Source organism: Staphylococcus sp. GDY8P120P, assembly GCF_017892065.1.
Classification (GTDB): domain Bacteria; phylum Bacillota; class Bacilli; order Staphylococcales; family Staphylococcaceae; genus Staphylococcus; species Staphylococcus nepalensis.
Window position 1 is genome coordinate 23,613 of record NZ_JAESKI010000022.1, and the last position, 11,946, is coordinate 35,558.

The 11,946-nt window shown below is 33.1% G+C and carries 12 protein-coding genes and 1 pseudogene; 7 read left to right on the top strand and 6 right to left on the bottom strand.

The window, feature by feature from the left end; genetic code table 11:
- Window positions 1–26: 26 nt before the first annotated feature.
- The 5 genes and pseudogenes from KA900_RS11990 to KA900_RS12010 all read right to left on the bottom strand — a co-directional run bounded on the left by KA900_RS11990 (window position 27) and on the right by KA900_RS12010 (window position 3,274).
- Window positions 27–983, bottom strand: a complete 957-nt coding sequence (locus tag KA900_RS11990; protein ID WP_096808627.1) for a 2-hydroxyacid dehydrogenase family protein — start codon at window positions 981–983, stop codon at window positions 27–29.
- A gap of 358 nt (window positions 984–1,341) precedes the next feature.
- A pseudogene (locus KA900_RS11995) lies at window positions 1,342–1,658 on the bottom strand (DMT family transporter).
- A complete protein-coding gene (locus KA900_RS12000; protein ID WP_103372795.1) occupies window positions 1,658–1,978 on the bottom strand; it encodes a DMT family transporter in 321 nt (106 codons plus the stop codon). Before KA900_RS12000 ends, KA900_RS11995 begins: the two are co-directional and overlap by 1 nt.
- Before the next feature lie 150 nt (window positions 1,979–2,128).
- Window positions 2,129–2,596, bottom strand: a complete 468-nt coding sequence (locus tag KA900_RS12005) for a CHAP domain-containing protein (RefSeq protein WP_096808629.1) — start codon at window positions 2,594–2,596, stop codon at window positions 2,129–2,131.
- Between the two features lie 315 nt (window positions 2,597–2,911).
- Window positions 2,912–3,274 carry a DUF4870 domain-containing protein gene (locus tag KA900_RS12010; RefSeq protein WP_096808630.1) on the bottom strand — a complete coding sequence of 121 codons (363 nt, stop codon included), beginning with the start codon at window positions 3,272–3,274 and terminating at the stop codon, window positions 2,912–2,914.
- A 268-nt stretch (window positions 3,275–3,542) separates the two neighbouring features.
- Between KA900_RS12010 and KA900_RS12015 the strand changes: the two genes are divergently transcribed.
- The 3 genes from KA900_RS12015 to KA900_RS12025 all read left to right on the top strand — a co-directional run bounded on the left by KA900_RS12015 (window position 3,543) and on the right by KA900_RS12025 (window position 6,847).
- Entirely contained in the window at window positions 3,543–4,613 is a 1,071-nt protein-coding gene (locus KA900_RS12015) for an NAD/NADP-dependent octopine/nopaline dehydrogenase family protein (RefSeq protein WP_119487690.1), read from the top strand.
- A gap of 40 nt (window positions 4,614–4,653) precedes the next feature.
- Entirely contained in the window at window positions 4,654–6,057 is a 1,404-nt protein-coding gene (nhaC, locus tag KA900_RS12020; protein ID WP_096808632.1) for a Na+/H+ antiporter NhaC, read from the top strand.
- Window positions 6,058–6,349: 292 nt separating this feature from the next.
- Window positions 6,350–6,847: a hypothetical protein gene (locus KA900_RS12025; protein ID WP_096808633.1), complete on the top strand. Its 498-nt coding sequence runs from the start codon at window positions 6,350–6,352 to the stop codon at window positions 6,845–6,847.
- Between the two features lie 181 nt (window positions 6,848–7,028).
- On the opposite strand, the gene KA900_RS12030 is transcribed toward KA900_RS12025, so the two are convergent.
- Window positions 7,029–7,766 carry a CHAP domain-containing protein gene (locus KA900_RS12030; RefSeq protein ID WP_096808634.1) on the bottom strand — a complete coding sequence of 246 codons (738 nt, stop codon included), beginning with the start codon at window positions 7,764–7,766 and terminating at the stop codon, window positions 7,029–7,031.
- Between the two features lie 503 nt (window positions 7,767–8,269).
- Between KA900_RS12030 and KA900_RS12035 the strand changes: the two genes are divergently transcribed.
- From KA900_RS12035 to KA900_RS12050, 4 genes are all read left to right on the top strand, one after another.
- The gene (locus KA900_RS12035; protein ID WP_107644133.1) at window positions 8,270–9,322 is read left to right on the top strand and encodes an LLM class flavin-dependent oxidoreductase; all 1,053 of its coding nucleotides are present in this window, start codon (window positions 8,270–8,272) and stop codon (window positions 9,320–9,322) included.
- 15 nt (window positions 9,323–9,337) lie between these two features.
- Window positions 9,338–9,697: a DoxX family protein gene (locus tag KA900_RS12040; RefSeq protein WP_107644132.1), complete on the top strand. Its 360-nt coding sequence runs from the start codon at window positions 9,338–9,340 to the stop codon at window positions 9,695–9,697.
- Window positions 9,698–10,216: 519 nt separating this feature from the next.
- Window positions 10,217–10,561: a transcriptional regulator, SarA/Rot family gene (locus tag KA900_RS12045; protein ID WP_096808637.1), complete on the top strand. Its 345-nt coding sequence runs from the start codon at window positions 10,217–10,219 to the stop codon at window positions 10,559–10,561.
- Between the two features lie 177 nt (window positions 10,562–10,738).
- On the top strand, window positions 10,739–11,821 hold the full coding sequence (locus KA900_RS12050) for a PTS sugar transporter subunit IIC (RefSeq protein ID WP_096808638.1): 1,083 nt from the start codon (window positions 10,739–10,741) through the stop codon (window positions 11,819–11,821).
- Window positions 11,822–11,946: the final 125 nt, after the last annotated feature.

Genomic DNA, 11,946 nt, shown 5'->3' on the forward strand with positions numbered 1-11,946 from the left:
ACTTTCTGGCTTTTGGTATTTTTTAATTAATTCACAATGTATTTAGGATGGTCGCCGTTCAGTTTGCTAATTGTATCATTAGCTACAATTTTTGACATCATATCACGAGACTCGAATGTCGCGTTACCAATATGTGGTGTGATAACAACATTATCTAATGATTTGAGTTCATCGTTGATTTCTGGTTCAAATTCAAACACGTCTAAGGCAGCGCCTTCGATTTCTTTATTTTTAAGTGCTTGAACTAAAGCTTCCTCATGAACAATTGGACCTCTCGCTGCATTAATTAAATAACTTGTTGGTTTCATCATTTTGAATTGCTCAGTATCAAATTGATGGTGTAAACTTGGATTATATGCAGCATTGATTGTAATGAAGTCTGAATGTTGTAAAAGTGTTTCAAAATCAACATATTTAGCACCAATTTCACGTTCTTTATCGACTTTTTGGTTAGGGCCTGTGTAAAGTACATTCATATCAAATGCTTTAGCACGTTTGGCTACTGCACTGCCAATTTCTCCTAAACCAATGATACCGATTGTTTTTCCAGAAACTTCTCTACCGCGGAAGAATAGTGGCGCCCATCCATCAAATCCTGTTGTACGACATAATTTATCACCTTCAGGAATACGTCTTGCTACAGCGAGTACAAGCGCAAAAGTTAACTCGGCAGTAGAATTTGTTGAGGCTTTGGGCGTATTTGTCACATCGATGTGTTTTTGTTTTGCGTGTTCAATATCCACGTTGTTAAAACCAGCCCCATAGTTTGCAATGATTTTTAGATTTGAACCTGCATCAATTACATCTTGATCCACATTAGTAGATAGTAAGCTGATTAAAGCGTCCGCATCTTTCACACCTTGAATTAAGGTTTCTTTATCAACAATACCTTTGCCTTCATACATATCTACTTCATAACCTTGCTCTTTTAATAAATTATAACCAACTTCAGGTATTGGACCTGCAATATAAACTTTTACCATGTATAATCACTTCCTTTACCTAAAGTATAGTAAATTTCATAATAGTAAACAAATTTTTACGTTGTAAGCCAATTAAAAAGGTTATTAATTTAATTTATATTATCATATAAGCGAGGTAAAAATAACCTATATTTAAAAGCATTTGCTTACTGATCAAGTTACAGTTAATTCGGAGCGTAGCAAAGCTAAACATTTGTACCATAATTTAGTATCACTTTATTTCGAAGTTGGCCGATGTCAGTATAAAAACTAATATCAATAAACGCTTTAGTATATTGATTTATATCACAGACTATAAACCGAATAAACAAAAAAGAATTTTATTATCATCGGCGATATGAATCTAAAGTAAGATAGTTTAACTAACCAGTTTTAAACCTACAATTGCTAAAATAATTAAGAAGATAAAACCTACACGTTTAATATTTTTAGATTCATTATAAATGAGCATCCCGACTAGCGTTCCGCCACCAGTGCCTATACCGCTCCAAACAGCATAAGCCGTCCCCATTTGAATACCACTAGACATTGCCAATTTAAGCATGCTAAAACTACAAATAAAGGCGAGGGCTAAAAAAACTACGAATATTTTCTTTTAGTACGTGCGATTTCATTTAAAATAATGACACCAACAATCTCCAGTAGACCAGCAATAAATAGTATCGTCCAAGCCATTATTGTTCAGCCTCCTCTGTAGTTAGTTTTAAGCCAATAATACCTATTACGAGTAAAATAACCAGTGCTATCTTAATCACGTTGAATGCATCACCGAAAAATATCATATCAACGAGTACAGTACCAATTGCGCCAATGCCTACAAACACAGCATATACTGTCCCAACAGGTAATGATTTACAAGCTGAAATGACTAAATAGAAGCTTAAAATTAAAATGATAATCGTGCCTGTCCAACTCCAAACTGAATCAGCCGTGTTTAAACCAGTTACCCATAATATTTCTATGATGCCTGCCAAAATAACTTTAAACCACTGCATTTGTCTCAACCTCCTTATTCACATTAAACGCTACTATTTTCTCAAATTTTTAATTTGGCTGCAATATGTAAAGGGCAATTCAATAAAAAAAGCTGATAAAGTACGAGACTTTACCAGCTTGACTCCCAAATAATATTTTGAAAAATAATCTTAGTTAAGGTGAATATAGTTATATGAGCTAGCTTCACCTGCTGAGATTGTGCGTTCGCTTACTGAGAATGGCCCACCACTATAGTTCATTTCAGAAACATTTACTGAACCATCACTATTTACATTTTCAACGTATGCTACGTGGCCCATGCTTCCTTCACTAGATTGTAAGATAGAACCAGCTTCTGGTGAATTGTTTACTGTGTAACCAGCTGCGGATGCTGCAGATGCCCAGTTATTTGCATTTCCCCATGTAGAGCCAATGTCGCCACCTGTTTTGTCAAATACATACCAAGTACATTGGCCAGCAGTGTATAGATTTGAGCTTGAACTTGATGTCGCTTGAGTTGAGTTTTGATCTACTTGTGTTGTTTGTTCAGCAGCATTTGCTTCGTTCCCATGATCTAATCCCACAATTGCTGCTCCGATTCCTGCTGTTAAAGTTGTTGCTGTTACTAATTTTTTCATAATAAAAAAGTCCTCCCGAATTTTAAATAGATATATTATTTGAATAGAAATTAATTTTTTAATTAACGCGTTGGTTTCAACGACAATTAATACAATAACAGAAGAAAAAGTGTTTGTGTGGAATGTTACGTATTTGTAAAACAATTAAAAAGACCTCACATATTGCTGTAATAAACAACATGTGAGGTTACAAAAGCGCAACTTATTGTAATATTGCATAAAGTGCGCAAGTATAAGATTTAGTAGCATCTTATAAGCGTTTGCTCAATCGATTTATTACAACGCGTGTAAAAAATCACAAAATTGAAATTGAAATTATTTAAAAAATCTAATAGACAGAGGTGGTAAATAATCTTCTCCATTATATGCTTTTACTGCAGCTACAATTGTAAAAATAAAGTTCAAAATGGCCACAATAGGAAATAGAACGAATCCTATAATAATAAGCATTAAAATGCCAGAGATAATAAACCAAATAACATATGAAATTAAAAAATTAAAATAATTTTTGCCTGCTCTATCAACGAATGCAGAATCTTCACGTTTAATAAGCCAAATTATAAGTGGTGCTAAAAAAGTGGTGAAAAAGCTAAGTACATAGATTAATGTAGCCATTAATCTTGCATCACTGTTCGGTTCTTGATTTAATACTTCACGATTTGTGTGATTTTCAGTCATAAGTAGTTTGCCTCCTTTTGTTTAACATTACTATAACAAAATAACAAAATCAGTTGCACATCATTTGAAAAAATTATAAATTTTTTGAATAGGACTATATACAGCGTTATTATCCTGTTAAAATATAGAAATGCTATAAAGCAATGCGTTACTTTTAATGATAACTTAAATAGGTTGAAGGCCAGTGTTTATTCTTTTTCTTAATAGGTTATACATGAGAGTAATGTTTAATAAAAAATACACAATGTTTAGAGAAAGAAGGGTGTTTATGAAGATAGCTATTGTAGGATCAGGGAATGGTGCTGTTACTGCAGCATTAGATATGATTACCAAAGGACATGAAGTCAAATTATACTGTAGAAACCAGTCTATAGATAAATTTGATAAAGCAATAGAACAAGGTGGTTTTACATTCAGTAATGAAGGCGAAGAGAGCTTCGTACAATTTACTGATATCAGTGATGATATGGAATATGTACTTGAGGACGCCGAAGTCATTCAAGTTGTAATACCATCATCGTTTATTGAGCATTATGCATATACAATGGCACCGTTTATCACAGAAGACCAACTTATATTCTTCAATATCGCTGCTGCTATGGGCTCTATTCGTTTTATGAATGTATTAGAGGATATGCAAATTGAAGTTATGCCTAAATTTGCAGAAGTAAATACGTTAACTTACGGCACGCGTGTAGATTTTGAAGAAGCACGTGTGGATTTATCTTTAAACGTTAGAAAAGTGCATTTCTCAACGTATGATAAGGAAGAGCTAAGCGATAGCTTTGATAAAATAGAAACATTATATCCATACATTGTCAAAGAAGAAAGTCTTTGGAAAACAAATTTAGAAAATGGTAACCCTGAAGTACATCCGGGTCCCACACTATTAAACGTAGGTAGAATTGATTATGCAGATGAATTTGCACTGTATGAAGAGGGGATAACAAAACATACAGTACGTTTATTACATGCAGTAGAGTTAGAGCGACTAACCTTGGGGCGAAAATTAGGTTTTGAATTATCATCTGCTAAAGAAGCACGTATTGAACGTGGCTATTTAGAAAGACAGGATGAAGATGAACCGTTAAATCGTTTGTTTAACACAAGTCCTGTCTTTTCCCAAATTAAAGGACCTAACCATGTAAAAAATCGTTATTTAACAGAAGATATCGCATATGGTTTAGTATTATGGTCTAGCTTAGGACGAGAAATTGACGTGCCTACGCCTAATATAGACGCCATCGTGGTCATTGCATCAACTATTTTAGAACGCGATTTCTTTGAAGAAGGATTAACAATTGATGAGTTAGGAAAAGATAAGTTAGGATTGCACTAGTCAAAAACGCATCCATTTATATAAATAAGGGGAAATGTGTATGAAAAGACAACCAACTTTTTTAGAATCAATTTCAACGATTTTGGTAATGATTGTTATTGTAATTACAGGATTTGTTGTTTTTGATATTCCTATCCAAGCGTTACTTATTCTTTCCTCAGCATATGCCGCAATCATTGCGAGACGCGTTGGTTTGAAATGGAAAGATTTAGAAGAAGGCATTACTAACCGTTTAGCAACAGCAATGCCTGCGATATTTATTATTCTATCAGTGGGTATTATTGTAGGCACTTGGATGTATTCAGGAACAGTGCCTGCATTAATATATTATGGTTTAGAATTTTTAAACCCTAACTTATTTTTAGTATCGGCATTTATCATAGCTGCAATTACTTCTGTTGCTACCGGAACTGCTTGGGGATCAGCTTCTACGGCAGGCATAGCGCTAATGGCAATTGGTTCGCAATTAAATATCCCAGCTGGTATGGCTGCAGGTGCAATTATTGCTGGCGCAGTATTTGGTGATAAGATGTCGCCGTTATCAGATACGACTAATTTAGCAGCCCTAGTTACAAAAGTGAATATTTTTTCTCATATAAGAGCGATGATATGGACTACAGTACCAGCATCAATTATCGGGTTAATCGTATGGTACTTTGCTGGGCTACAATTCAAAGGCAGTGTCAACACGTCTCAAGTGAATGCCATGCTTAAAGAGTTATCGACAATTTATAACATTAACTTTTTTGTGTGGCTACCATTAATTATTATTATAGTATGTTTGTTATTTAAAATTTCTACAGTGCCATCGATGTTAATATCAAGCATTAGTGCGATAATCATCGGCACTTTCAACAATGGATTTAATATGACTGATGGCTTCAAGGCTACTTTTGATGGCTTTAATCAAAGTATGGTACCACATTTAGATAATTCACTTTCTGATAAGGCGGTCAGCTTAATAGAACAAGGCGGCATGATGAGCATGACTGAAATTGTGGTCACTATTTTTTGTGGTTACGCCTTTGCAGGTATTGTAGAAAGAGCAGGATGTCTAGACGTTATATTGAATAAAATATCTAGCAATATTAACTCAGTTGGCACATTAATTCTTGCAACTGTATTAGGTGGGTTAATGATGGTGCTAGCTGCAGGCGTTGCTTCTGTTGTCATTATTATGGTAGGCGTATTAATGATGGATATGTATAATAAGATGGGAATAGACCGTTCGAATCTATCAAGGACGCTAGAAGATTCAGGTACAATGATTATTCCGCTTATACCTTGGGGTACTTCAGGTATCTATTATACACAACAATTAGGCGTGTCTGTTGATCAATTCTTTATATGGACTGTACCTTGTTATTTATGTGTTTTATTCGCGATTTTTTATGGTTTTACTGGTATTGGTATTAAACGCGCTAAAGTTAACCATGAATCATAGTAAGCATCATGAGCAAAGCTAAAAAATTGAATTATTCTTTACATTAAAAGGGTAAAAAATCTGAGATGAAATTGAACAGATATCAAAACTTAGAAATAAAATAAAGGCACTTTCGTTAAATTCATATTCAACTGAATTTATACGGAGGTGTTTTTTTAATGAAGCGGGCTGTGCTTTTGTATTAGCAATAAAAAATAAACATTTGTTCATTTAAAAATTAAAGCGAGAGTAATAATAATATGTTTACCAGTTAGATAAAAAGGATAAAGTAAACTATGGATGAGGTGATTCCGTGTTGTATCTAGTAATTATTGTAGCGATATTGCTAATAGGATTGGGAATTCATCAATATTTCAATATAGGTAAAGATTTTAAATATCCTTCTATTATCTATTTTATAATCGGTTTTATATTGTATATTGTAGCGATGATACAGTATAGAACCGATTTGTTTGAAAAACCAACTATTATACATGAAATATTACTTACTACGATATTTGGTTTGATTTTATATTGGGTCAATTCTCATCGTAATAAGACAAAAGATACTATATGTTACACAATAATGATTGTGGTTTTAACCTTGTTATTAGCGATGGTACCTGTATCATCAACAGTGGTTATATCAATACAAGAATTGCTTGTTGCAAGAATGGCATTGAGTATTATATTACTTGCTTTTGGCGTCTATGTTATCTATAAGCAAGTGAAAGATAAAGTATCAGAAAGTTTTCCATTACTTTACTTACTTGCTTTTATCTATTGGATAAGCCTAGCATATTGGTTATAAATAAAGAAGCATCAACTCACGAAATAATAAGTGAGTTGATGCTTTTTTATGAAATTAAATAAAAAACAGGATAAAAGCTTTCTATTTTTATTAGGGCTTTGTTGCTGGTTAGCAATCTACTATACATACAAAAAAATCCTGGAACATTGTTTCGTGTCCCAGGATATATAAACTATTTTAATTAGTGAATGTAGTTATAGCTTGAAGCTTGGCTAGCTGAAATAGTACGTGAAGTAACAACACCAGGGCCTTGACCATAGTTCATTTCAGAAACTTGGATTGAACCGTCACTGTTAACATTTTCAACGTATGCTACGTGTCCCATAGCTCCAGTTGATGATTGTAAAATTGAACCTTGAGAAGGTGAATTGTTTACAGTATAACCAGAAGCAGCAGCAGCGCTTGCCCAATTATTTGCATTACCCCAAGTTGAACCAATTTTACCGCCTACTTTATCAAATACATAATAAGTACATTGTCCAGCAGTATATAAATTATTTGAAGAGCCTGAAGTATTTGAAATTGAACTTGATGAACTTGATGGTGCACTAGTTGTAGTTACTTGGATGTTGCGGTCTGAAGTAGCGTTTGAAGCAGCACCACCGCCACCTGTTGTGTTGTTGTTCGCTGTATATGATTGAGTTGAAGTACCATATGTAGAACCATAAGTGTTATTTTGACCACTATTTGTATTACCAGTATAGTTTGAATGAGCTTGATCAGCTTGGCTTGGATTCCAGTTACCTTGCCAAGTATAGTGGTAATCACCTTGTTGATCTATAGTATATGAATAGCTATAAGAAGTAGGGTCATTTGGGTTATAACCATTGTTATTTTCAGCAGCATCTGCTTCGTTTTGCGCAAATGCAAATGTAGCGATTCCTGCAGTAGCGATTGTAGCTGTAGCGATTTTTTTCATTGTAAAATATCCTCCTAATAATGATAAAGCTTTTAAATTTATTATCTCAGTCTCTAATGACGTTGTTTATAGTATGTTTCGTTTTTTTCGTTGTTTTAACGACAAGCATTACTCTATCAGAAATTTGTCGTTTTGTGTGCAATGTTATCGTTTTGTAATTTATCTCTAATAATTATGGGGGATATGTAACAAAATAAGGGGTGATTATTTTACGTCTTAAGGCTGTAGCCATGGCGTTTTAAGGTGAATTCAGTGTAATATTGCTTTCTAATTTATTACAAAGCTGTAAAATAACAGAAAATTACAAATGTTATTTAATGCTAACAATTAGTTATTTAAAATTTAAATTAATTACTTTATTTTGATACTATTTCATATATAAAGAATTGGGGTTAATCAAGATTGACGTATTTTGATTTTGCTAAACATTGATATTGACACCGAATAGAAAAGCTTTTAATATAATAGGTATAAAAAATATACTTGGTAAGCGAGGTGAATATATGAAGGTAGAAATTGGTTTGACATCATTTGCAGATAATAGTGATATATATACTGATAAAGGTAAAGCACCTGCAATTAGTAACGCCCAAAGGATTAGGAATATTATTGAAGAAATTGAAGTTGCTGATGATTATGGCCTTGACGTTTATGGTCTAGGTGAACACCATCGACCTGATTATGCTGTATCTGACCCAGTTACTGTATTAGCAGCAGCAGCTAGACATACAAAGAACATTAAGTTGAGCAGTGCCGTTACTGTATTATCTTCAGATGACCCAGTCAGAGTTTATGAACGTTTTTCTACATTAAATGCGGTATCTAATGGGCGAGCTGAAATAATGGTTGGGCGAGGCTCATTTATAGAATCATTTCCATTGTTTGGCTATAACTTAAATGATTATGAACAACTTTTTAATGAAAAAATTGATTTATTAATGCAAATGAATCAAAATGAAATTGTGAATTGGGATGGTCATCTTAGACCAAGTATACAGAATTTAGGCATTTACCCTAGGGTTGAGCATGGTTCATTACCCATTTCAATCGCAACAGGTGGCACACCTGAATCGTCATTGAAAGCAGGAGCACTTGGTTTACCGATAACTTATGCTATAATTGGCGGGGACCCAAAAAGATTTCAAAGAAATATTGAGATGTATAAGTCAATAGCTGAATCTTATGGTCATGATGTCAATAAATTAACTGTTGCAACACATTCATGGGGATATATTGCTGAGACAGATGAACAAGCGTTTCGGGAATTTTTCCCATCAGTCAAAGCAAGTCACGATGTATTGGCCAAAGAACGAGGTTGGCCTTTATACAATGAAAATAGTTTTGCACGTGAAGCAGGGCCAAATGGTGCATTATATGTAGGTAGTCCAGAAACAGTAGCAAATAAAATCATTGATACGATTGAAACGTTAGGTTTATCACGCTTTATGTTGCATACCCCTGTAGGATCCATGCCACACGAAAACACAATTCGTACAATTAAATTATTGGCTGAGCGGGTAAAACCTGTTGTAGATAAATATTTTGAAAACAAATAGAAGGAGATTAAAGTAATGATATTACGTTATTTAACAAACTTAAAATTAGCAAAAGAATTATACGGAGCTGCAAAACCAAAGTTAAAAGGTGATCAATCAATGAAAGATACCTTTACTGGTGTGTTTAATTTACCTTCAAATGCGGTACCGTTAGCAGGCGCAGTTGAAACATTAAGTGCTGTATTTTTCGTATTAAGCTTTGCAAGTAAAAGATTATCACGTATTGGTTCACTATTAACAATTTCAGTTCTTGGTGTTGCAGCATATAAACATTTTGAAGCAGGCCATGGTAAAGCTGGCGCAAAACATGCATTAGACTTGTCTGGTATGGCAGCACTAAGCTTCTTAGACACTTTAGATTGTAAAAAGAAATAATTACTTCGCATGATATTTAACTTTATGATGTAAAATCATTTATATTTGAATAAAATAAATAAAAATGTGCAGATAACTATAACCTTTTTAAGAGCTTGGGATATTTAATTTTATATCTCAAGTTTTTTTATAATATTAAAAATAAATGATCATAATTAGATATAGAAATATAATATTGATCCAACTATAGTCGACAATACGATTTTCTAACAACTATGTTTTTTAGAAAAATTGGAATTTTAATTCACCCACGATTACTTTATCTGTAAGTATTATGTTCACGAATCATTTTAGAATTGAAAATGCAATAAAAATCATTTCTTATTAATAAAAAGGATGTATGAGGTACTAAATTTTGAAAATAAAAAATAAAATTAAAAAAATAGTAGTAAATCATAACATTTTTCATAGTTACTTATATTGAATTAAATAGCATGAATAGGATAAAATTATGTTACAAATAGATAAGAAAACTTTCGTGTATATTAACAACAAGAAAAAACATAAGGAGCGGTTTTTATGAAAACGATAAAGGAATTAAATGAATTAATCTCATTATATCAACAAGGAAAAACATTTTTTAAGCAGACTAAAAAGCACCACAAATTAAACTATGAAGAAGTATTTATTTTAAATTATCTACATGAATGTAATTCAAGTGAAGTTACAGCGAAAGAAATCGCCCAACATTCTGAGTTAAAACCTTATTACTTAACGAAAGCATTACAAAAGTTAATTAAAATGGAGTATTTAAGTAAAAAGAGAAGCGACATAGATGAACGGACAGTTGTCGTTTACATAAATGAAAAGCAACGTAAAAGGATTGAATCAATCATTAGAACATTACAATCATACTTAAAATAAAATATGGATATGTTCAAAAATAGCCGTGTAACATATATAAAAAATGAATATTCTGAATAGTGTAAATTTATTTGAAAAATTATATATTGATATAAAATATGATTTGAGTAAAATATAAATTATGATATACTAATATTTGTTAAATGAAAGCGCATACAAATAACGGAAGGTGTTTTTATGAATTTACTTTTAGGGGTTATATTTTTAGGTATCGTATTATGTTTGTTTACACTATTTACAAGTAAAGCACCAAATGGTGGTAAAGCAATGGGCGCCCTCGCGAATGCAGCAATTGCTTCATTTTTAGTAGAAGCTTTTCATAAGTATGTTGGTGGGGATCTATTAGGTATTCCTTTTTTAGGACAGCTGGGTGATGCAGCTGGAAGTTTAGGTGGGGTTGCTGCAGCTGGACTAGTAGCGTTAGCGATGGGTGTTTCGCCGGTGTACGCATTTGTTATTGCAGTTGCGTGCGGTAACATGGACTTACTACCAGGTTTTGTAGCAGGATACATAGCAAGTTTTGGCATGAAATGGATAGAACAAAAATTTCCAGATGGTTTAGATTTAATAGGTTCAATTATTATTATTGCTCCTATTACAAGAATAATCGCAGTAGGCGTAGCGCCTGTAGTAGATGCGACGTTATTGCAAATTGGGAATATTATTAAAGAATCTACAACTTCGAGTCCTATTTTAATGGGGATAGTGCTTGGTGGCATTATAACAGTAGTAGCAACTGCGCCATTGAGTTCTATGGCACTCACCGCTTTGTTAGGGTTAACTGGCACACCCATGGCAATTGGAGCTTTAGCTGTTTTTGGATCATCATTTATGAATTTTGTTTTATTTAAGCGTATGAAATTTGGAGATCGTAAAACAACAATTTCTGTAGCTATTGAGCCGTTATCACAAGCAGATATTGTTACGGCAAATCCTATTCCTGTTTATCTTACGAACTTTATGGGCGGCGCAGTATCCGGTGTCATTATAGCTATGTTTGGTTTAGTTAACGAAGCAACTGGTACAGCTACACCTATTGCTGGTTTGATGGTTATGTTTGGTTTCAATAATGCGTTGACTGTCGTTCTTGTTGCATCCTTATGTGCTACTGGAAGCGCCATTTGTGGATATATAGGATCTATTGTATTTAAAAATTACCCGATTATTACTAAAGATGAATTACAAAGTGGCTCAATGCCGAAAAAAGTTAAAAATTATTATAAAAGAAAAAAACAGTATGCTGAACACTTAGCAATGTAGTGATTTAAGAGTGAAATATAATGAATGTCGTAGATGTTAGGGTATGGTGTGTAACTGATTCAATTTAAAAATAAATTGGTTGCCATTTTTAGAATGAAGTACATATAAAAAAGAACAGAACGGAA

Excerpts from the sequence above, each read along its gene's own strand:
- KA900_RS11990 (WP_096808627.1), bottom strand. The coding sequence starts at position 983 with ATGGTAAAAGTTTATATTGCAGGTCCAATACCTGAAGTTGGTTATAAT.
- KA900_RS12010 (WP_096808630.1), bottom strand. The coding sequence starts at position 3,274 with ATGACTGAAAATCACACAAATCGTGAAGTATTAAATCAAGAACCGAAC.
- KA900_RS12050 (WP_096808638.1), top strand. The coding sequence starts at position 10,739 with ATGAATTTACTTTTAGGGGTTATATTTTTAGGTATCGTATTATGTTTG.
- KA900_RS12015 (WP_119487690.1), top strand. The coding sequence starts at position 3,543 with ATGAAGATAGCTATTGTAGGATCAGGGAATGGTGCTGTTACTGCAGCA.
- KA900_RS12005 (WP_096808629.1), bottom strand. The coding sequence starts at position 2,596 with ATGAAAAAATTAGTAACAGCAACAACTTTAACAGCAGGAATCGGAGCA.
- nhaC (WP_096808632.1), top strand. The coding sequence starts at position 4,654 with ATGAAAAGACAACCAACTTTTTTAGAATCAATTTCAACGATTTTGGTA.
- KA900_RS12030 (WP_096808634.1), bottom strand. The coding sequence starts at position 7,766 with ATGAAAAAAATCGCTACAGCTACAATCGCTACTGCAGGAATCGCTACA.
- KA900_RS12035 (WP_107644133.1), top strand. The coding sequence starts at position 8,270 with ATGAAGGTAGAAATTGGTTTGACATCATTTGCAGATAATAGTGATATA.
- KA900_RS12045 (WP_096808637.1), top strand. The coding sequence starts at position 10,217 with ATGAAAACGATAAAGGAATTAAATGAATTAATCTCATTATATCAACAA.
- KA900_RS12000 (WP_103372795.1), bottom strand. The coding sequence starts at position 1,978 with ATGCAGTGGTTTAAAGTTATTTTGGCAGGCATCATAGAAATATTATGG.
- KA900_RS12040 (WP_107644132.1), top strand. The coding sequence starts at position 9,338 with ATGATATTACGTTATTTAACAAACTTAAAATTAGCAAAAGAATTATAC.